The organism is Variibacter gotjawalensis (genome assembly GCF_002355335.1).
GTDB lineage: Bacteria > Pseudomonadota > Alphaproteobacteria > Rhizobiales > Xanthobacteraceae > Variibacter > Variibacter gotjawalensis.
On sequence record NZ_AP014946.1, the window covers coordinates 2,424,359 to 2,443,873 of the forward strand.

General features: G+C 62.8%; 25 protein-coding genes. 14 read left to right on the top strand and 11 right to left on the bottom strand.

The window, feature by feature from the left end; translation table 11 throughout:
• Positions 1-20 precede the first annotated feature (20 nt).
• The gene (locus GJW30_RS11740) at positions 21-1,439 is read right to left on the bottom strand and encodes a sensor histidine kinase (protein WP_245408493.1); all 1,419 of its coding nucleotides are present in this window, start codon (positions 1,437-1,439) and stop codon (positions 21-23) included.
• Positions 1,440-1,864: 425 nt separating this feature from the next.
• Here GJW30_RS11740 and GJW30_RS11745 point away from each other — a divergent pair, with 425 nt between their 5' ends.
• Positions 1,865-2,320, top strand: a complete 456-nt coding sequence (locus tag GJW30_RS11745; RefSeq protein WP_096355501.1) for a hypothetical protein — start codon at positions 1,865-1,867, stop codon at positions 2,318-2,320.
• 5 nt (positions 2,321-2,325) lie between these two features.
• Positions 2,326-2,733, top strand: a complete 408-nt coding sequence (locus tag GJW30_RS11750; RefSeq protein ID WP_096355503.1) for a hypothetical protein — start codon at positions 2,326-2,328, stop codon at positions 2,731-2,733.
• A 36-nt stretch (positions 2,734-2,769) separates the two neighbouring features.
• On the opposite strand, the gene GJW30_RS11755 is transcribed toward GJW30_RS11750, so the two are convergent.
• Positions 2,770-3,570, bottom strand: a complete 801-nt coding sequence (locus tag GJW30_RS11755) for a response regulator (RefSeq protein ID WP_096355505.1) — start codon at positions 3,568-3,570, stop codon at positions 2,770-2,772.
• 156 nt (positions 3,571-3,726) lie between these two features.
• Between GJW30_RS11755 and GJW30_RS11760 the strand changes: the two genes are divergently transcribed.
• From GJW30_RS11760 to GJW30_RS22685, 4 genes are all read left to right on the top strand, one after another.
• The gene (locus GJW30_RS11760; protein ID WP_130364901.1) at positions 3,727-3,945 is read left to right on the top strand and encodes a NepR family anti-sigma factor; all 219 of its coding nucleotides are present in this window, start codon (positions 3,727-3,729) and stop codon (positions 3,943-3,945) included.
• Positions 3,945-4,490, top strand: a complete 546-nt coding sequence (locus GJW30_RS11765) for a sigma-70 family RNA polymerase sigma factor (RefSeq protein WP_096355509.1) — start codon at positions 3,945-3,947, stop codon at positions 4,488-4,490. Before GJW30_RS11760 ends, GJW30_RS11765 begins: the two co-directional genes overlap by 1 nt.
• 144 nt (positions 4,491-4,634) lie before the next feature.
• Positions 4,635-4,952 carry a YMGG-like glycine zipper-containing protein gene (locus GJW30_RS11770; protein WP_096355511.1) on the top strand — a complete coding sequence of 106 codons (318 nt, stop codon included), beginning with the start codon at positions 4,635-4,637 and terminating at the stop codon, positions 4,950-4,952.
• Positions 4,953-5,029: 77 nt separating this feature from the next.
• Positions 5,030-5,176 (top strand): hypothetical protein, encoded by a 147-nt coding sequence (locus tag GJW30_RS22685; RefSeq protein WP_157746742.1) that lies wholly within the window; start codon positions 5,030-5,032, stop codon positions 5,174-5,176.
• Here GJW30_RS22685 and GJW30_RS11775 read toward each other — a convergent pair.
• Positions 5,173-5,715 (bottom strand): DUF4865 family protein, encoded by a 543-nt coding sequence (locus GJW30_RS11775; RefSeq protein WP_245408494.1) that lies wholly within the window; start codon positions 5,713-5,715, stop codon positions 5,173-5,175. The genes GJW30_RS22685 and GJW30_RS11775 overlap by 4 nt on opposite strands.
• A 140-nt stretch (positions 5,716-5,855) precedes the next feature.
• On the opposite strand from GJW30_RS11775, the gene GJW30_RS11780 reads away from it, so the two are divergent.
• Positions 5,856-6,707: a LysR family transcriptional regulator gene (locus tag GJW30_RS11780; RefSeq protein WP_096355515.1), complete on the top strand. Its 852-nt coding sequence runs from the start codon at positions 5,856-5,858 to the stop codon at positions 6,705-6,707.
• Between the two features lie 177 nt (positions 6,708-6,884).
• Here GJW30_RS11780 and GJW30_RS11785 read toward each other — a convergent pair whose 3' ends face one another.
• The 3 genes from GJW30_RS11785 to cobS all read right to left on the bottom strand — a co-directional run bounded on the left by GJW30_RS11785 (position 6,885) and on the right by cobS (position 10,645).
• On the bottom strand, positions 6,885-7,583 hold the full coding sequence (locus GJW30_RS11785) for an SDR family oxidoreductase (RefSeq protein WP_096355517.1): 699 nt from the start codon (positions 7,581-7,583) through the stop codon (positions 6,885-6,887).
• A 154-nt stretch (positions 7,584-7,737) separates the two neighbouring features.
• Positions 7,738-9,648 carry a cobaltochelatase subunit CobT gene (cobT, locus tag GJW30_RS11790; RefSeq protein ID WP_096355519.1) on the bottom strand — a complete coding sequence of 637 codons (1,911 nt, stop codon included), beginning with the start codon at positions 9,646-9,648 and terminating at the stop codon, positions 7,738-7,740.
• A gap of 10 nt (positions 9,649-9,658) precedes the next feature.
• Complete coding sequence (gene cobS, locus GJW30_RS11795) at positions 9,659-10,645, bottom strand: cobaltochelatase subunit CobS (protein WP_096355521.1); 987 nt, start codon at positions 10,643-10,645, stop codon at positions 9,659-9,661.
• Between the two features lie 277 nt (positions 10,646-10,922).
• On the opposite strand from cobS, the gene GJW30_RS11800 reads away from it, so the two are divergent.
• Together GJW30_RS11800 and GJW30_RS11805 are read left to right on the top strand one after the other, a co-directional pair.
• The gene (locus GJW30_RS11800; protein WP_096358796.1) at positions 10,923-11,207 is read left to right on the top strand and encodes an AbrB/MazE/SpoVT family DNA-binding domain-containing protein; all 285 of its coding nucleotides are present in this window, start codon (positions 10,923-10,925) and stop codon (positions 11,205-11,207) included.
• On the top strand, positions 11,194-11,583 hold the full coding sequence (locus tag GJW30_RS11805; protein ID WP_096355523.1) for a type II toxin-antitoxin system VapC family toxin: 390 nt from the start codon (positions 11,194-11,196) through the stop codon (positions 11,581-11,583). The genes GJW30_RS11800 and GJW30_RS11805 overlap by 14 nt, the downstream gene beginning before the upstream one ends.
• A gap of 3 nt (positions 11,584-11,586) precedes the next feature.
• Here the strand turns inward: GJW30_RS11805 and GJW30_RS11810 are convergent, their stop codons facing one another.
• On the bottom strand, positions 11,587-12,216 hold the full coding sequence (locus GJW30_RS11810; RefSeq protein ID WP_096355525.1) for a J domain-containing protein: 630 nt from the start codon (positions 12,214-12,216) through the stop codon (positions 11,587-11,589).
• A gap of 99 nt (positions 12,217-12,315) precedes the next feature.
• Between GJW30_RS11810 and GJW30_RS11815 the strand changes: the two genes are divergently transcribed.
• Positions 12,316-12,594, top strand: coding sequence for a BolA family protein (locus tag GJW30_RS11815; protein ID WP_096355527.1), 279 nt, complete (start codon positions 12,316-12,318; stop codon positions 12,592-12,594).
• Here the strand turns inward: GJW30_RS11815 and GJW30_RS11820 are convergent.
• The 3 genes from GJW30_RS11820 to GJW30_RS11830 form a co-directional block, all read right to left on the bottom strand.
• Positions 12,591-12,998, bottom strand: a complete 408-nt coding sequence (locus GJW30_RS11820) for a nuclear transport factor 2 family protein (protein ID WP_157746743.1) — start codon at positions 12,996-12,998, stop codon at positions 12,591-12,593. The genes GJW30_RS11815 and GJW30_RS11820 overlap by 4 nt on opposite strands.
• Positions 12,999-13,254: 256 nt before the next feature.
• Positions 13,255-14,358 (bottom strand): 3-dehydroquinate synthase, encoded by a 1,104-nt coding sequence (gene aroB / locus GJW30_RS11825; protein ID WP_096355531.1) that lies wholly within the window; start codon positions 14,356-14,358, stop codon positions 13,255-13,257.
• Positions 14,355-14,963 (bottom strand): shikimate kinase, encoded by a 609-nt coding sequence (locus tag GJW30_RS11830; RefSeq protein ID WP_096355533.1) that lies wholly within the window; start codon positions 14,961-14,963, stop codon positions 14,355-14,357. The genes aroB and GJW30_RS11830 overlap by 4 nt, the downstream gene beginning before the upstream one ends.
• Positions 14,964-15,032: 69 nt before the next feature.
• On the opposite strand from GJW30_RS11830, the gene GJW30_RS11835 reads away from it, so the two are divergent.
• Together GJW30_RS11835 and GJW30_RS11840 are read left to right on the top strand one after the other, a co-directional pair.
• Positions 15,033-15,179 carry a histidine kinase gene (locus GJW30_RS11835; RefSeq protein WP_096355535.1) on the top strand — a complete coding sequence of 49 codons (147 nt, stop codon included), beginning with the start codon at positions 15,033-15,035 and terminating at the stop codon, positions 15,177-15,179.
• 3 nt (positions 15,180-15,182) lie between these two features.
• Positions 15,183-16,100, top strand: coding sequence for a site-specific tyrosine recombinase XerD (locus GJW30_RS11840; protein ID WP_096355537.1), 918 nt, complete (start codon positions 15,183-15,185; stop codon positions 16,098-16,100).
• A 3-nt stretch (positions 16,101-16,103) separates the two neighbouring features.
• Here the strand turns inward: GJW30_RS11840 and GJW30_RS11845 are convergent, their stop codons facing one another.
• Positions 16,104-16,799 carry an aquaporin gene (locus GJW30_RS11845; protein WP_096355539.1) on the bottom strand — a complete coding sequence of 232 codons (696 nt, stop codon included), beginning with the start codon at positions 16,797-16,799 and terminating at the stop codon, positions 16,104-16,106.
• A gap of 386 nt (positions 16,800-17,185) precedes the next feature.
• On the opposite strand from GJW30_RS11845, the gene rimP reads away from it, so the two are divergent.
• Together rimP and nusA are read left to right on the top strand one after the other, a co-directional pair.
• Complete coding sequence (gene rimP / locus GJW30_RS11850) at positions 17,186-17,872, top strand: ribosome maturation factor RimP (protein ID WP_096355541.1); 687 nt, start codon at positions 17,186-17,188, stop codon at positions 17,870-17,872.
• Between the two features lie 23 nt (positions 17,873-17,895).
• Positions 17,896-19,494, top strand: coding sequence for a transcription termination factor NusA (nusA, locus tag GJW30_RS11855; RefSeq protein WP_096355543.1), 1,599 nt, complete (start codon positions 17,896-17,898; stop codon positions 19,492-19,494).
• Positions 19,495-19,515 lie beyond the last annotated feature (21 nt).

Genomic DNA, 19,515 nt, shown 5'->3' on the forward strand with positions numbered 1-19,515 from the left:
AAGGCGGAATGCAGGGCCGTCTAGAGTGTCGCGACGAATTGCGTGATCGGGATAATGGCCTGGAAGCGAGCGCCGCCTTCCGGGAACTCGAGCTTCACCTCAGCATCGAGCGATCGCGCGAGATGCCGTTCGATGACGGTCGAACCAAAGCCGCGGCGTGTCGGCATCTTCACGTTCGGCACGTTCTGCTCCTGCCACGTGAGCTCGATGCCGTGCCCTTCATCCGCCGGCATGCGCCGCCACCGGATGTCGATGCGCCCCTGCGGAACCGAGAGCGCGCCGTATTTCACCGCGTTGGTCGCAAGCTCGTGCAGGCCGAGGCCGAGACCCTGCGCGGCTTCCGGCTTGAGCAGCACTGGCGGGCCATCGAAGGTCAACTGTGATTCGAAGCGATCGAGGTGGTGGCTGAGCTGCATGCGCACGAGTTCGTGCAGCGAGGCACCGTGCCAGCTTTCTTGGACGAGCAGATCGTGCGACGTCGCGAGCGCCTGCAGGCGCGCCGAGAATTGATCGAGGAATGCTTCCGTCGAGCCGACGTGCCGTGCAGTCTGTCGCGCCATCGCTTGAATGACGGCGAGGAGGTTCTTCGAGCGATGCGTCAGCTCGCGCAGCAGCAATCGCAGATGCGCTTCGTTTTCCTTACGATCCGTGATGTCGACGACGGCACCGGTTAGCCCGACCATGACGCCTTGGAGATCGCGCAACGGCTCGACGTGAAGATCGAACCAGCGCGTGTGGTCGTCGGACGCGACCTCGACTTCGCCCGACGACGACTCGCCGGTGTCCAGCGCCTCGCGCTTGATGCCCACGACCTTCTGCAGGCTCTCAGCCGGGATCACGCGCTCTTCGTCGCTGCCGACAATGTCGTCGGCCGGGCGTCCGAGGAAATCGTTGCTAATCGAGGTGTAACGGAGATTTTCGTCCTGCGTGAACACGGTGACGTTTGAGCCGCGCAGTGCTGTCTCGTAGCGCTGCACCGCCGTCCCGAGCTCTTCGGTCAGCCGCCGCTGCTCGCTTTCCAGTGTGCGCGTGCGCGAAATATCGAGCGCCGCGCAAACGATGCCATCGACCGTCCCGTCCGGCGCGATGCGCGGGTCGATATGCAGCGACACCAGCGAGCTTCGATCGGGCAGGAGATAGTTCACTTCGTGGCTTGCCGGCTTACCGGTCTCGATCACCTTGCGCTTGAGGGCGATGATGAAATCGCGCTCCGTCGGCGGCAACATGTCCTCGTCGGTCTGCCCTTCGATCTGCGAACCGGACGATTGCGTGTCGGGATTGTAGGCCCAGGTGTAACGCAGGTCTTTATCTTGCTCGAACACGAAAGCGCGCACGCCACGCAGTGCCGTTTCGAAGCGCGCCGTCGCGTCGCTGAGTTCTTTCGTACGTTGTGCAACGCGCTCTTCGAGATTGCGGCGGACGGATTCGAGTTCGCCCAACGTCGCCTCGTGAGCCGCTACCTCGCGCCGCAACCGATCATTGATGTCCGCCAACTGCCGCGCATCGTCCGATGCGGGGGCTTGCGATTGCGATGCGGAAGTTGGCGGCGTTGTCATGATGCTCAGTTCATTACCCCATAGAGGGCGTCTGGTGAACGCCTCCTGCACCTATTTGTTTCCTCGTGAGAAAATCGCGTCGGCACTGCGCTCGAAATTCACGCGGAACAAACCGCAAGGAATCGGCGTTATGCGCACAGACCGGTATCGATCCTTCCCCTCGTGATTGACCCGGTTGCGGGCGCGGCCGTGAAACATCGGCCGTGCCCATTTTCTTTGCCCATAGCGATACGGCAAATCTTCCTGGCGATGGAACTCTGATCGACATCAACGCGTTACCCGCACGATCAGTCACGGGGAACATTATTATGTCTAACGTTGAATCGACGACCTCTGCGCGCCGTAAACGCACGCCCGCCAAGCGCAAGACAGCTCGCCGCACCACACGCCGCGCGGCGCCGAAGCGCAACATCAGTGAACTCGAGCGCATCATTGCCGGGCTCGAAAGCCGTATCAACGAATTGACCAGCAGCTCGAACATTCGTCAGAAAGTGACGGGCGCGACCGATCAGGTCGGCGATCTCGTCAGCGATGTCGTGCATCGCGCGTCCGCGCAGGTCGGCAACTACGTCGCCGAGTCGATCTCCGGCGTTGCCGGCAAAGTGCGCGACGGCGCCACCTCAGTCACGGGCGTCGCTAAGTCAGGCACCAACGCAATGGCGCGTATCGGCACAGAGCTTGAGAAGCGCCCGATGATGACCGTCGCGATCGCACTCGGCATCGGCTTTCTCGCCGGTCTCGCAGGACGGCGCGACGCGGCCTAAATGCCATGACGGGCATCGATCAATCGGTGCAGCGTATTCGTGAGCAGGTGAAACTATGGTGTCGGCGCATCGTCGCCGGCGCCTTTGTTTTTGTCTTCCTGGTCGCTGCAATCTCTCTGCTTATCTCCGCGTCGCGTATCGCGCTTGAAGATCAGCTCGGCCCGATCGGCAGCCGACTGCTCGTCGCGTTCGTGCTCTGCGTCTTATCCGCCGGCGTTTTGTTATGGGCGTGGAAGGCCGCGAATTCTCCGGTCGAAGCGCGTAAGCGTGATTCCATCCTCGATGTCATCGTGCTCGGCTACACGCTCGCGCAGGAACTCAAAGCCGCGCTCGGCGTCGGCGAGCCGCCGCGAAAATCCGCGAAGGCGAAAGCCGAAGATCCGCCAAATCCGGACAGCGAAAAGGCGGCGTAGAGACTACGCCGCCTTTGTCGTTCACCTGCTGGGAGGTTAGGCGCTCTTGCGTTGATCCTGACGGCGCGCGTTGCGTGCGAAGAACAGCGCCTGGCTGATCACGGCCGAGACGGTCGCGGGCTGGAACGGCTTCGCGATCAAGAACGCCGGCTCCGGACGCTGACCGGTGAGGAAGCGTTCCGGGTAAGCCGTAATGAAAATCACCGGCACTTCGAACGTACGCAGCAAGTCGTTCACTGCATCGAGACCCGAACTGCCGTCGGCGAGCTGGATGTCTGCGAGGATGAGACCCGGCTTGTGCGACTTGCCGAGCGCCAGCGCTTCCGAATGCGTGCGGGCGATGCCGAGCACCTTGTGGCCGAGACCCTGAACGAGGCCTTCGAGATCCATCGCGATGAAGGTTTCGTCCTCGATGATGAGCACGTCCGTCGCCATTTCGGCGGCAAGCTCCCGGCCTGCGGTCTCAACCAATTCGCGCAGGTTGGAGACATCAGTGTCGAGCACTTTCGCGGCATCTTCTTCCGTGAAGCCCTCGAGCGAGACGAGCAGGAAGCCCTGGCGCGCATGCGGCGTGATCGAGCCGAGGCGCTGCTCGGCCGCGATGCCGGACGCCGGCTCCGCCGAAGCGTTCACGTCGAGCGAATTCCAGATTTTCGTGAAGATGCGATAGAGCGCCACACGCGCTCCGTCCGGACCGCTCAGCGCGCTCGGGTCTTCCACCAGCGCTTCGAGCGCCGTGGTGACGTAGGCATCGCCAGAGGATTGATTTCCTGTGAGGGCACGCGCATAGCGCCGAAGAAACGGGAGATGTTGAGCAACGGCTTGGGCTGTAGACACTTAAGACCCTCCAGAAAGGCCGACTTTATGTTTCGAACTGCACGGTAACGAGTTATTGGAAAAAAAGTTCCATTGAAATGGAACCGTATTTCTTTCTTGGCGTTGTCGACGCGCCAAACGCTAACCCCAGCGGGAAGTGGGGTTTGAGGATCAAGAATGCAGAACCGCAAGGCCTCTGGCTCGGGGTCAGGATTGAAGGACACCGAAGTGGGGTCAAGTAACAACAAAGTGGCGTTGGGCCGCGATGTGCAAGCGAAGATCGGTGAGAACCTGCGGGCGCTGTACGATGACGTCGTCAGCCAGGGCGTGCCTGATCGTTTTGCTGAACTGTTGAAACAACTCGACAAATCGGACGGCGGCGGAGAGCGCGCCTGATGAACATTGATCCGGCGACCAGAGATCAAATTCTGGGCGCGGTACCTTCGTTGCGCGCTTTTGCGATTTCGCTAAGCGGCAATGTGGACCGGGCAGACGACCTCGTTCAAGAGACGATGCTGCGTGCGCTTGCGAACATCAATTCGTTTCAGCCGGGCACCAACATGTCGGCTTGGCTCTTCACCATTCTGCGCAATCTCTTTCGCTCTGAATATCGCAAGCGCAAGCGCGAGGTCGAGGATACGGACGGCAGCTATGCCGAGTCGTTGAAGTCGCAGCCCGAGCAGAACAGCCGCGTCGAGTTCGAGGAATTCCGCACGGCGCTGGCGAAACTCCCGTCAGACCAGCGCGAAGCGCTGATCTTGGTCGGTGCTTCCGGCTTTTCCTACGAGGAGGCTGCCGAGATCTGCGGCTGCGCTGTCGGCACTATTAAGAGTCGTGTCAATCGCGCCCGTGGTCGTCTCGCCGGGCTCCTTGCCATCGAGAGCGTCGAGGATTTTGGTCCAGACCTCGCAACCAAAGCGGTGCTCGCCGAAACCAACTAACGCCTCTGCCGGTGCGTTAGTAGCCCATTGACCTTATCCCCCGCGATCCTTAACGACCCGGTACGTTCGGTCGCAGTGAAGCCGCAAATGCTGCACAGTGTGACTGTGCGCACGGGGCGGTGCGATACTCGCAGGGGAATGCACATGATCAAAACAATGGCGATCGTCGCTGTGGCTGGGCTGAGCCTGGCGGGCTGCGCGAACAACACTTACCAACAGAACGAAGCACTGCGCGGTGGCGCTCTCGGTGCCGGCACCGGCGCGATCATCGGCGGTCTGCTCGGTGGCGGACGCGGTGCGCTTGCCGGCGCGGCCGTTGGTGGCGCAACCGGCGCGACAGTCGCAGGCGTGAACGCGGCTCCGCCGCCTCCGGGTTACTACGCACCTCCGCCGCCGCGGTACTACGAGCCGCCGCCGCCGGAATGTTACGTCGAAACGCCGCGCGGCCCGCGTCCCTGCTGACCGGCGCGACAAGTATCTGATCCTTCTTTGGAACCCGCGCGGTATCGCGTGGGTTTTCTCATGAAGGAGAACTATTCATGCACAAAGAAGCTGACGGCCAAGTCGTTGAGTCGGCCACTGAAGCGCGCGCAGGCTTCTTGGATCGACCTGTTCTCGTCGTCCTCGTCATCAGCACCGTTCTTGCCGCGGCAGTGCTGGTCGGAATTTGGGCCTGGATGGTCTAAGCGGCGCGCTTAGCATCCGTGGCGGCAAGCGCCGCCCAGCCGGGGCGGGCGAAGTGGAGCATGTCGTAGGCTATTTCGCCATTTTGCTCCGCTTTTACCTCGGGCAGCACCGCATAGCGCACAAGTTGCCAACGATGCACATCTAGTCCCGAGACTGCAGCGAGCGCACCCTCTCTCAGTAGGACGGCGTTGCGCTCGTTTTCGTTTGCGCGCAGCGCCGCGATGTCAGCGCCGTGGACGTCGATGGCTGAGCGAACGATCGAAGTTGCCTTCGCGCCGCCGATTGCATTGACGCGCACATCCACCGGCAGCCACGTCTCGATCAGCGGACGGCCGAACCCGCTCACCACTGCGCCGAATCGATCATCGCTGAGAAACTTCAGCGCTGCAGCAGTTTCGAGCCACACATAAATCGACGTGTAGACATTATCCGCTGTGCCATGGCTGCGCCGGCGCGCCGCAAAAACCTTGAAACCGACCCCGGGCATGGTGTCCCATAGCGGACCGCGCTGTGTCGCGCGCTCTTCGATCTTCGACATGTCGTAGTCGGCGGGAAGTCGGTGGGCGTATTGCATGACCAACATTGGCGTTGCTCCTCATATGGGTGTTGCACGCAATATCGACGCCGCATATGATAATGAAAAGATATGTATCGATATATGTAAGATAAGGATACGTAATGACAGCCGCGCTGCCCGTGATGGACGTCGAGACCGTTCGCGCCTTCGTGCTCATCGCCGAACTCGGCAGCTTCACCCGCGCTGCTGACGTACTCGACACGACGCAAGCTGCCATCAGTCTCAAACTCAAGCGGCTCGAAGAGCGTATCGGTTGCCGGCTTCTCGAGCGCACGCCGCGTCATGTTCGGCTGTCGCTTCACGGCGAGACGTTCCTCGGTCCCGCCCGCGAGCTTCTTGCCGCGCACGAGCGCGCTGTCGCCAGCATCGCGGCGGAGCCGCCGCGGCGTTTGTTGCTCGGCATCAGCGATCATGTCGCGGGGCCGGAGCTTCCCGAACTCATCGCGAAACTCGCCAAGCACGATCCGCGTCTGCTGATCGAGGTGCGCATCGCGGCCTCGCGCGAGCTCGTCGCGAGTTTCGATCGCGGCGAGATCGAAGCCGTCGTCGTTCGCCGCGAAGACAATCGCAAGGACGGGCAGAAGCTCTTCGTCGATCGCTTCGCTTGGTTCGCGTCACCGGCGTTCCGCTATCAAGAGGGCGAGACTTTGCGCCTCGCGACTCTCGCGGCGCCATGCGGCGTGCGTGCGATCGCGGCGCGCGCGCTCGACGAGGCAAAGATCGCCTGGACCGAAGTGTTCGTCGGAGGAGGGGTGCTTGCGGTCGGTGCTGCCGTCAGCGCGGGGCTCGGCGTTGCGGCGCTCGCGCGACGCGTCGCGCCGGCCGGTGCTGTCGATGTCGGCGCTGCGTTCGGTTTGCCGGCGCTGCCGTCATCCGAGGTGCGGCTTCATTCGCGCCTGCGCGATCCGCGCGCCCGCGAAGCACTGCGCATCGTGATGTCGACGTTTCGTTGACCTAGACGTCAGCTGTCCCTGACCTGAACCCGTCATCCTGAGGAGCATGGCGAAGCCATGCGTCTCGAAGGACGACGGCCCGGGCAATTCAAGGCGGGGCATCGGCCGTTGTGGTTCGAGACGCGGCTGGGTCGGCTGCGCCGACCTGGCCTGCTCCTCACCATGACGGGTCCGGCGTCAAATCCCGCGCATCAACCCGCCGTCGACGCGCAGATTTTGTCCCGTGATATAACCCGCGCCATCCGAAGCGAGGAACGACACCGTCGCGGCAATTTCCTCCGACGTGCCGTAGCGGTTCATCGGCACGCTGTCGCGGCGTTCGTCCGTCTGCGGCAGGCTGTCGATCCAGCCCGGCAGCACGTTGTTCATCCGCACATTGTCGGCCGCGAATGAATCCGCGAAAAGTTTCGTGTAGGCCGCGAGGCCTGCACGGAAAACAGCGGAGGTCGGGAACATCGGGCTCGGCTCGAACGCCCAGGCCGTCGAGATGTTGATGATCGTGCCGGCTTTCTGCTGCTTCATGATCGGCGCAGCGAGACGCGTCGGCCGTATGACGTTCATCAGATAGACTTCCATGCCGCGATGCCAGTCGTCATCCGTGATGTCGAGGATCGCGGCGCGCGGTCCGTGCCCAGCGCTGTTGACGAGAACGTCGATGCGCTTCCAGCGCTGCATCGCACCGTCGACGAGCTTCTGCAGATCGTCCGCCGACTGGTTCGACCCGGTGACGCCGAAGCCACCGAGCTCTGCAGCCAACGCCTCGCCCTTGCCGGACGACGACAGGATGCCGACCGAAAATCCATCTGCCGCAAGACGCTTCGCCGCCGCAGCGCCCATACCGCTGCCGCCGGCCGTAATGAGAGCGACTTTTTTCATGCGTGAGTCCTCAGAGGTGTCATCCCGGAAGCTGCATCTTCGCAAAGCGAAGTGCGGCTGTCCGGGATCCATACTCCCTGAACTCTCTATGTGAAACAGGGGTTATGGATCCCGGCTCGCGCCACTTCGTGGCTTGGCCGGGATGACGGTTGAGCTAGTGCACTGTCTGTTTACGCCGAGCGCCGCCGCGTTTCGGCGCCGGAGCGGCGGCCGGCGTTTCGTCGAACAACTCTGCGAGCTTATCCGTCATCGCGCCGCCGAGTTCTTCCGCATCGACGATCGTCACGGCGCGGCGATAGTAGCGCGTGACATCATGACCAATGCCGATAGCGATGAGTTCGACCGGCGAGCGCGTTTCGATCTCTTCGATGATGTGCCGCAGGTGCCGCTCGAGATAATTGCCGGCGTTGACCGACAGCGTCGAGTCGTCGACCGGCGCGCCGTCCGAGATCATCATCAGGATCTTGCGCTGTTCGGGCCGCGCGAGCAGTCGCTGATGCGCCCAATCGAGCGCCTCGCCGTCGATATTCTCCTTCAAGAGACCTTCGCGCATCATAAGCCCGAGGTTCTTGCGCGCGCGCCGCCACGGCGAATCCGCCGCCTTGTAGATGATGTGGCGCAGGTCGTTGAGGCGGCCCGGATTCGCCGGCTTGCCGGCCGCGAGCCACGCCTCGCGCGACTGTCCGCCCTTCCAAGCGCGCGTCGTGAAGCCGAGGATCTCGACCTTGACGCCGCAACGCTCCAGCGTGCGCGCGAGAATGTCGGCGCACGTCGCCGCGACCGTGATCGGCCGCCCGCGCATCGAGCCCGAATTGTCGAGCAGCAGCGTGACGACGGTGTCGCGGAAATTCGTGTCCTTCTCGTGCTTGAACGAGAGCGGATGCATCGGGTCCGTGATGACGCGATGCAGTCGCGCCGGATCAAGCTGACCTTCTTCGAGGTCGAACTCCCACGAGCGGTTCTGCTGCGCCATCAACTTGCGCTGCAGGCGATTGGCAAGCCGCGACACGACGCCGGAAAGATTCGAGAGCTGCTTGTCGAGATAACCGCGCAGGCGGTCGAGTTCTTCCGGCTCGCACAGTTCTTCGGCCGACGCGATCTCGTCGAACTTCCCCGTGAACGGCTTGTAGCTAGGGCCGCGCGGCTCGTTGCGGCCGTGCTGCGGACGCCAGGGTTCGCCCGGCGTCTCGGCATCGCCCATGTCGGTGTCGTCCGGCATCTCGGCCGATTGCGCGTCTTCTGCCTCGGTCGCGCCTTCCGGCATTTCGTCCGACGACATCTCGGACTGTTCCATCGCGGACGCATCGCCGTCCTCGGACTGCTCGGCTTCGCCGTCCTGACCGGAAGGATCGTCCTGCGCTTCCTTGTTCTTATCGTCCTCGCTCTCGTCGTCGTCGGAATCGCGTGAGCGGTCGTCACCCATTTCGAGCGAGTCGAGCAGGTCGTGCACGACGTCGCCGAACTGCCGCTGATTTTCGAGCAGCTTTTCGAGGCGATCGAGATTCTTGCCGGCCTTTTGCTCGATTAGCGGACGCCAGAGTTCGACGATCTTTTTCGCGGCCTCCGGCGGTGGCTTTCCGGTGAGGCGCTCGCGCACCATCAACGCGACGGCTTCTTCGACCGGCGCATCCGCGCGGTCCGTGATGTCGTCGAATTTGCCGCGGTGGAATTTGTCTTCCAGCATCGCCGACAGGTTCGCCGAGACGCCTTCCATGCGCCGCGAGCCGATTGCCTCGACGCGGGCCTGTTCGACTGCTTCGAAGATCGCACGCGCCTGCTGCCCCGTCGGCATCAGCTTGCGATGGACATTATTGTCGTGACACGCGAGCCGCAGCGCGAAGCTGTCAGCATGGCCGCGTACGATCGCGGCGTCCGCCGCCGACATCTTGCGCGGCGGCTCCGGCAGACGGACTTTCCCGGCCGCGAGGGCAGGGCGTTCCGCCGCGTAGTTGACTTCGAGCTCGGGCTGCCGCGCGAGCGCGCGCAAACAACTCGCCACCGACTGCTTGAACGGCTCGGTCGGCGACTGTTGTCCGCTGCCTTTGGCTTTCGAGTTCGAACTCATGCTTTTTGTATTACGTCAGCGCGACGTTGACCGAGCTCTCCGGCAATTCTTGCCCGAAGCAGCGCTGATAGAATTCCGCCACCAGCGCGCGCTCGAGTTCGTCGCACTTGTTGACGAAGGTCACGCGGAACGCGAAACCGATATCGCCGAAGATGTCGGCGTTCTCGGCCCAGGTGATCACCGTACGCGGGCTCATCACGGTCGAGAGGTCGCCGTTCATAAAGGCGTTACGCGTCAGGTCGGCAACGCGCACCATCTTGTTGACGATGTCGCGGCCTTCCTTCGTGCGATAGTGCTTCGCCTTCGAGAGCACGATCTCCACTTCGTTGTCGTGCGGCAGATAGTTCAGCGTCGTCACGATCGACCAGCGGTCCATCTGACCTTGGTTGATCTGCTGTGTGCCGTGATAGAGACCGGACGTGTCGCCGAGGCCGACCGTGTTCGCGGTCGAGAACAGGCGGAACGACGGGTGCGGGCGGATGACGCGGTTCTGATCGAGCAGCGTCAGCTTGCCGGAGAGTTCCAGCACGCGCTGAATGACGAACATCACGTCCGGGCGGCCGGCGTCGTATTCGTCGAACACCAGCGCGACATTGTGCTGAAGCGCCCATGGCAAAATGCCGTCACGGAATTCGGTCACCTGCAGCCCGTCGCGCACGACGATCGCGTCCTTACCGAGAAGGTCGAGGCGCGAGATGTGACTGTCGAGGTTGACGCGCACGCACGGCCAATTGAGGCGTGCGGCGACCTGCTCGATATGCGTCGACTTGCCGGTGCCGTGATAGCCCGTGACCATCACGCGGCGGTTCTTCGAGAAGCCCGCGAGGATCGCCATCGTGGTCTGCCGGTCGAAACGGTAGTCCGCATCCGTATCCGGCACGTGCTCGTCGGCTTCCGAATAGGCCGGCACCTCCATGTCCGAGTCGATGCCGAAAAGCTGCCGGACCGAGACTTTCATGTCGGGCAGCCGGGCCTGTTCTGTCGTCGCCGTCGTCATTGTTCCTCCGTGGTCGTCAAGCGAATGCCGCCCTAGACCCGTCTTTCAAGCAGGCAAGTGTGGGAAAGCCGGCGCCAAGATAGCAGACTCGGCGGGCCGGGTGTAAAGCCCCGCCGCCGATTTAGCCATGTTGAAAATACGAGCAAATTTGCCGGCTGGGAAGCGAACCCCTGCAACGGAGGAATGCGTTTTGCTGCAGTGCCCAGATCGCTGGACCAACCTTGAACTGAAGACCGATCGGCCATATCTTACTCACGTCTTACTTATGGATTTTCCGATGGCAGCTTCGAAACTTACTGCAAGTGTCACGACGGTCGTCTCGACGAAAGGGCAGGTGATCCTGCCCAAGGCGGTCCGCGATCTGCGCAAATGGGGTGTCGGTACGCGTTTGATCGTCGAAGAAACCGAGGATGGCGTTTTGCTGCGCCAAGCGCCTTTGTTTTCCGAAACGAACCCGTCCGAGGTCTTTGCGTCATTGCGCGGCAATGGACCTGCCAAGACGATCGACGAGATGAAGGCCGGAATTCTCGCCGAGGCTAAACGGCGTCATGCTCGCGATTGATACGAACATCGTCGTTCGCTACCTGACCGGCGATCACGCGGAGCAGTCTGCCAGGGCTCGTGCGCTCATCGACCGGCAAGATGTTTTCATCAGCCTGACGGTTGTCCTCGAAAGCGAATGGGTCTTGCGCAGCGTCTACGCGTTTTCGGCGCAGCGCGTCGCCGAGGCGTTGCGAGCGTTTGCCGGCCTGCCGCGCGTGACGGTCGAGGACCCGGCGCGCTTGGCGCTGGCGTTGGATCGGGCGGCCGAGGGAATGGACTTTGCCGACGCTCTGCATCTCGGCGCGGCGTCCGGCTGTGAAGCGATGCTGACGTTCGATCGTGATTTCGTCAGAACCGCGAAGACGGCCGGCGGCATGGCGGTCCGGCCGGCCTGAGGCTCAAACGAAGCCGGCCGACTTCAGATAATTGTAAGCCGAGATGATCTCGCGCAGGCGTTCCTCGGAGGAGGTGTCGCCCTGGTTGACGTCCGGATGGTGTCGCTTCACAAGCATCTTGAAGCGCGCCTTGATTTCTTCGCGCGAGACATCGCCCTCGAGCCCCAACTGATCGAGCGCTTTGCGCTCGGCGTTGCGCATCATGCGCCCTTCGCGCTGCTGCGCCTTTTCTTGGCCGGCCTGCCAGCGCGCCGCACCGCCCATTTCGTGGAAGATGCCGAGCGGGTCGACCGCGGACGTGAAACTCGGGCCGTTGGGATTGGCCGCGTCCGGTGCCGGCTTGCCATTGACGCCCATCTTCCAAGTCGGGCGGTGGCCGGTGATCGAATCTTTTTGGTATTTTTGGACGTCGCCGTCCGTCATGCCCCGAAAGTAATTGTAGGACGCGTTGTATTCGCGGACGTGGTCGACGCAGAAGTGCCAATACTGGCCTTCGGCATCGCGTCCTTTCGGCGCTTTATGCGTCGCTTCATTTTCGCAGCCCTTCCACCCGCAGCGCGGCGCATTCGGCCGCGTCGGCTTCACTTCGCGCTTGATGCGAAGGCTGTCGAAGAAGGGAGAGTCGAATTTCATGGACAAAGTGTGCAGCCCGGAACGTTGAAAGCCAAGTGACCTTGGAAGCAAAAAGACGCAAAAGTTGCGTGTTCGGCGCGCCAGCGTTAATGCGGGCACATGCGAACCGTTGATCATATCACAGAAAAGCTGACCGCGACGTTTAATCCGCAAAGTCTGCGTGTCGACGATGAATCACATCTGCACGCTGGACACGCGGGAGCGCGTCCCGAAGGTGAAACACATTTCCGCGTCTATATTGTGTCGGAAGCGTTTGCCGGCAAGAGCCGGGTCGACCGTCACCGCATGATCAATCAAGCGCTCGCGGCGGAACTTTCAGGTTCCGTTCACGCGCTCGCGATTCATGCGAGCGCGCCCGGTGAGCCCGCGCGGAGTTAAGCTTCTTTCACGTCCGTCTTGAATGATTTCGAGACGACGCGCCAACCCTCGTTGGTCTTGATCAGCGACAGATAGTCCGTGAAAAAGCGCGGCGGGATCGCGCATTCGACTTTCACGAAAGCCGTGGCGGGACCGGACTGATCCACCGACACGATCTTGTCGTGACGCGGCAGCTTCTGCGATTTCGGCGACGGACGTTTCTTTACCCACTCGAACCATGTGTCGCGCGGAAGATCCGTCACGTTGCCTTTGTCGTCGATGCTGTAGAGATGCGACACTGGGTGAAACGACGCCGCGAGCTTCTCGACATCGCCTTCATGCAGGCCATCGAGATAGGTCCAGACGGTGCCTTCGATATCGGCGCGGTCGTTTTGGGCTTCCGACTTGAATGCGGCTTGGCTCATGACGTCACCTCCTGTGATTGGAGGCGACGTTACGGCCTTAACGCTGTCGCGACAAGAACGCCGATCCGTCATGGTGAGGAGCGGCAGGTCGGCTTAGCTATGCGTCAGCGTCACACTCCGTCATGGCCCGGCTTGTCCGGGCCATCCACGACTTACTTCCTCAAACTCGGCCAAGACGTGGATGGCCCGCATGAAGCGGGCCATGACGGTGGGGTTGGGTTCGAGCCTGCCAAACTCTCGGGATGAAGGAATATCTCTACCCCTGCTGCGACAAGAAGGCGTGCACCTTGGCCGGATCGACATCTTTCGCGATGAAACTCTCGCCGATCCCACGCGTGAGGATGAACGTCAGCTTGCCGCGCTGCACTTTCTTGTCCTGCGCGATCAACGCCATCAGCTCGTCGACATCCGGCATATCGCCTTCGATCTCGCTCGGCCGCGTGCGCAATCCGACAGATTTCAGATGGCGGCGAACGCGCTCGGCGTCCTGGCCGTTCGCAAGCCCTTGCTCAACCGAATAGTCGAATGCCTGCACCATGCCTATCGCGACCGCTTCGCCGTGCAGCAAGCGGCTCGAAAATCCCGCGCCGGCTTCGAGCGCGTGTCCGAAGGTGTGCCCGAGATTGAGCAGCGCGCGGTCGCCGGTCTCTTTCTCGTCGCGCGCGACGATGGCCGCTTTGGCGCGGCAGCAGATCGCGACGGCTTCCTCGCGCTCCGGCCCGCCGTCGAACACGTGTCTCCAATTGGCTTCGAGCCAGTTGAAGAATTTCGCGTCGTCGATCAGGCCGTATTTTGCAACTTCCGCATAGCCGGCCTGGAACTCACGCTCAGGCAACGTGTCGAGCACGGCGGTGTCGGCGAGCACCAGGATCGGTTGATGAAACGCACCGATGAGGTTTTTGCCGTATTGCGAATTGATGCCGGTCTTGCCGCCGACCGACGAGTCGACTTGCGCGAGCAGCGTCGTCGGCACTTGCACATAGTCGAGCCCGCGCCGCACGGCGGCCGCCGCAAAGCCGGCGAGATCGCCGACGACACCGCCGCCGAGTGCAATGACGAGATCGTTGCGGCCGATGCGCGTCGCCAGGATCTGGTCGCAGACGCTAGCGAACACATCGATGCTCTTCGACTTCTCGCCCGGCGCGATGATGATCTCCGACGACGTGATGCCGGCACCGGCGAGCGATGCCTTCGCGGTGTCGAGATGGCGCGCCGCGACATTTTCATCCGTCACGATCACCGTATTCGCGCCCGGCCGCAGCGCGGCGATGCGTAGCCCAAGCTCCGCCAGCAGTCCGCGTCCGATCACGATGTCGTAGGGGCGTCCCGCAAGATCGACGCGGACGGTCGTTGCACTCATGACTTTGCCTCGTCCGCAATGCTGACGTTGAAGCGTGCGGCCAGCACCGCGATGATGTCGTCGACCACACTCATATGCGGCACGTCGCGCGACTCGACCGTGATGTCGGCGAGTGCGTAGGTCGGCTCGCGCGCCTCGATCAATCCGCGCAGCGTTGCGGCGGGATCGGGAGTCTTGAGCAACGGGCGATCCTGCCGGCGCTTCACGCGGCGCATCAGCGTGTCGAAATCGGCCTTGAGCCAGATCGAGATGCCGCCGGCCGAGACCGCCTCGCGGGTCTCCGCATTCATAAAGGCGCCGCCGCCGGTCGCCAGCACCTGCGGCCCATTCTTCAACAGCCGCGCGATCACGCGCTGCTCACCCGAGCGAAACTCCGCCTCGCCGCGCGTCGCGAAAATCTCTGGAATTGTCATATTCGCCGACGCCTCGATCTCCGTATCGGCGTCCGCGAAGGGCAGGCCGAGCCGTTGGCCGAGGCGGCGTCCGACCGAGGACTTACCGGCCCCCATCATACCGACGAGCACGATCGACTGCCCGCCGAGCGCCGTCGCGACGGCGGCTTCAAGCGGCGAGGGGACGTGTTCGTGTGGTATCGGACCGACCATGCGGCTTCTATTAGGTCGCTTGCCTTGCTGCCGCAACCATGTGCTCATTGAAGGAAGCGGACCCGAATCATGCCGAGCCTGTTTCGTCTCATATTTGTCTTAGGCGTTCTTGCCGGCATCGGCTTTGCCGGCATGCTGGCGCTCGTCTATTTGGTCGAGCCGACCCCGCGCGAGATGACCGTGAACGTCCCGGTGGAAAAGCTCAAAGGCCGCTGAGGGATGTCCCGCGATAAGGGCCATTCCTGGATCGAACTCTTCCTCGACATGCTGAGTGCCGAGCGGGGCGCCGCCGCCAATACGATCGAAGCGTATCGGCGCGATCTCACCGACTTCGCCGAGCAGGCCTCGATCGTCACCGCATCCAGCGACTCCATCCGCGAATACATCGCGGGCATTTCGGCGCGCGGTTTTGCGGCGTCCTCGCAGGCGCGGCGGCTCTCGGCCATCCGCCAGCTCTACCGCTTCCTCTATGCGGAAGGTTACCGCACGGACGATCCGGCCGCGGCGCTCGCCGGGCCGAAGCGCTCGCGTCCGCTCCCGAAAGTCATCTCGACGAGTTCGGTCGACCATCTGCTCGGCACCGCCCGCGCGGATGCGCAGCGCGAAGGCTCGATGGCCGAACGGCTGCGCCGCGCGCGGCTCTATTGTCTGCTCGAAGTTCTCTACGCGACGGGCCTGCGCGTATCGGAGCTTGTCGCGTTGCCGATCGCGGCGGCGCGGCAGGACACGCGCATGATCGTGGTGCGCGGCAAGGGCAACAAGGAACGCCTCGTTCCGCTCAACAACGCCGCGAAGGAGGCGATGAAGGATTACCTCGCGTTGCGCGAGGAGGCCGAGCTTGCAAAGTCGCGCTGGTTGTTTCCGTCCTTCGGCGAAAGCGGCCACCTGACGCGGCAGCACTTCGCGCGCGACTTGAAAGCCCTCACCGCCAATGCGGGCTTGCGCGCCGACAAGATGAGCCCGCACGTCCTGCGTCATGCCTTCGCGAGCCACTTGTTGCAGAACGGGGCGGACTTGCGCTCCGTGCAAACGCTGCTCGGCCATGCCGATATCTCGACGACGCAGATCTACACGCACGTTCTCGAAGAGCGGCTCAAGAGCTTGGTGCGCGACCTGCACCCGCTGGCGGAAAAGTAGGGACTAGTCCGCCGACAAAATCCCGCTGCGGAACATCAAACCCGCAACCGCAGCCGCAATTGGCGGCACGACCAAGAACATCCAGACCTGACTGATCGCCTTGCCGCCGACAAAGACCGCGGGGCCTAGACTGCGCGCCGGATTCACAGACACGCCCGTCACGTTGATGAACACGATGTGGATCACGACGAGCGTGATGCCGATCGCGAGACCCGCGACTGCCGCCGTGGTGCTCGATTGCGTGACGCCGAGAATACAGACGACGAAAATGAATGTGCCGATGAATTCGGCGAGGATCGCGGAGCCGAGCCCGTATTGGCCGAGATAGCCTTCGCCCCACCCGTTCTGACCGAGGCCGCCCGTCACGATGTTATAGCCGCCGATTTTTCCGCTGAGCAGAAGATAGAGAATGCCGGCGCCGACGATGCCGCCGACGAATTGCGCGATGATGTAGAAGATGCCTTCGCGTGCCGGCATGCGGCCCGCCGCGATGGCACCGACCGTCACGGCCGGATTGATGTGGCAGCCCGAGACGGGGCCGATGCCGTAGGCCATCGCTACGATCGCAAACCCGAACGCGAAAGCGATGCCCAGGATGTCGACGAAGGTGCGGCCGTCGACTTCGCCGATCGCGGCGGCGCCGCAGCCCAGGATGACGAGAACCGCGGTCCCGATCGCTTCAGCCAAATACTTCTTCACGGAAATCTCCCCAGCAATGATTCGGTATCATTACACAGTCAGTATTTTCGCGTGAGGGGGGCAGCGAACTCGGGCGTAGCTAAACCCACAGGTTGTCGTCCCGGACGGCAAGCGGTCGCGAAGCGAGCCGTGAAGCCGATCCGGGATCCACGTATCCCTGCAGCCGATTGGGGTACATGGATCCCGAATAGACGCGTTTTGCGGTTCGCTGCGCGAACAGCCGAGAGAGACGCTCCCCACTCGACTCTTGCATCCTGAAGACAGGGCGCTATATTCGCCGGGTCCTCATTGAGGATGTCCCATACAAGATGAGTTTGTATGAGAGTGGGCCCCGCAGGGACCCGCTCTTTCCGGTTTTACGAACTGTTTCAAGCGTTTAAGGCACGATGGACGACACGCAAGACAACACGCAAGACAACACGCAGGACAACGCGGCAGACAAGCGGCTGATCGCCGAACAGGGCGTCGGTGCGCGCGTTGCGGCGGTGGTTGAGCCGGTGCTCGAAAACATGGGCTTCCGCCTTGTGCGTGTTCACGTCTCGGGTTCGTTGGGCTGCACCGTCCAGGTGATGGCCGAGCGTCCGGACGGTTCGATGTCGATCGAGGACTGCGAAGAGGTGTCCCGCGCGCTGTCGCCGGTGCTCGACGTGAACGACCCGGTCGACCGTGCTTATCGCCTCGAAATTTCCTCGCCGGGCATCGATCGCCCGCTGGTTCGCCGCGGCGACTTCGAGCGCTACGCCGGCCACATCGCGAAGATCGAGATGGCGGTGCCGCACGAAGGGCGCAAGCGCTTCCGCGGCACGCTGCTCGGCACCGAAGGCGCACTCGCGCGTGTTCGCCGCGATCAGGTGGCGGAAGGCGAGCAACCGGACGTTCTGCTCTCGATCGAAGAGATGGCCGAGGCGCGCCTCGTCCTCACCGACGCGCTGATCACGGAATCGCTCCGCCGCGGCAAGGCCGCCGAGCGCGCCGCCGCCGAAGGCGCGGAAGAAGAAACGGCCGCCGAAGAGGCGCCGAAGCAACCGAACGGAAAACATCGAGGCAAGGCCGGCAAGCGCCGGGCCTCATAACGGTTCAACGAAGGAGAAACGCCATGGCGGTTAGCGCCAACCGGCTGGAACTGCTGCAGATCGCAGACGCGGTCGCCCGCGAGAAGTCGATCGACAAGCAGATCGTCATCGAGGCGATGGAAGATGCCATCGCGAAAGCCGCGCGCTCGCGCTACGGCGCCGAGACCGACGTGCACGCCAACATCGATACGAAGAGCGGCGAGCTCCGCCTCTCGCGCCACATGCTGGTCGTCGAGGCGGTCGAAAACTCCTCGAACCAGATCAGCGTCGAAGACGCGCGCCGCCGTAACCCGGCCGCGCAAGTCGGCGACACCATCGCGGACGCGTTGCCGCCGCTCGAATACGGCCGTATCGCCGCGCAGTCGGCGAAGCAGGTGATCGTGCAGAAGGTGCGCGAAGCCGAGCGTGATCGTCAGTACGACGAGTACAAGGACCGCATCCACGACATCGTCAACGGCACCGTGAAGCGCGTCGAATACGGCAACGTCGTCGTCGATCTCGGTCGCGGCGAAGCTGTCGTGCGCCGCGACGAACTTCTCCCGCGCGAGACGTTCCGCAACGGCGACCGCATCCGCGCCTTCATCTTCGACGTGCGCCGCGAGCCGCGTGGCCCGCAGATCTTTCTCTCGCGCACGCATCCGATGTTCATGCAGAAGCTGTTCGCGCAGGAAGTGCCGGAAATTTATGACGGCATCGTCGAGATCCGTTCGGTCGCTCGCGACCCGGGCTCGCGCGCCAAGATCGCCGTCGTTTCGCGCGATTCGTCGGTCGATCCGGTCGGCGCCTGCGTCGGTATGCGCGGTTCGCGCGTGCAGGCCGTGGTGAACGAACTGCAGGGCGAGAAGATCGACATCATTCCGTGGTCGCAGGACATTGCGACCTTCGTCGTCAACGCATTGGCCCCGGCCGAAGTCGCCAAAGTCGTGCTCGACGAAGAGCGTGAGCGTATCGAAGTGGTGGTGCCGGATCAGCAGCTGTCGCTCGCGATCGGCCGCCGTGGCCAGAACGTCCGTCTCGCCTCGCAGCTGACAGGCTGGGATATCGACATCCTCACCGAGCAGGAAGAGTCGGAGCGCCGCAACGCCGAATTCGAATTGCGCACCAAGCTGTTCATGGATTCGCTCGACGTCGACGAGACCGTCGCGCAGCTGCTCGCTGCCGAAGGCTTCACGTCCGTGGAAGAACTCGCGATGGTCGACCAGCGCGAAATCGCCGGCATCGAAGGCTTCGACGAAGAACTCGCCGGCGCACTGCAAGGCCGCGCCAACGAGTTCCTCAATCAGATCGAGCAGGAAAACGATGACAAGCGCAAAGCGCTTGGCGTCGACGATGCGCTCAAGGAAATCCCGGGCATCACCACGAAGATGCTGGTTGCTCTCGGCGAGAACGAGGTCAAGACGATCGAGGATCTCGCCGGCTGCGCGACCGACGATCTCGCGGGTTGGACCGAGCGCAAGAACGGCGAGAATGTTCGCGAAGCGGGCTATCTCGACGGCTTCGAGCTGACGCGTGACGAGTGTGAAGGCATCGTGATGCAGGCGCGCCTCAAGGCGGGCTGGATCACCGAGGCAGATCTCGCCAAGCCTGCCGAAGAGCAGGCTGAGGAGCCGGCGGAGGCCTAATCGCCTCCGTTAGGATGGGCC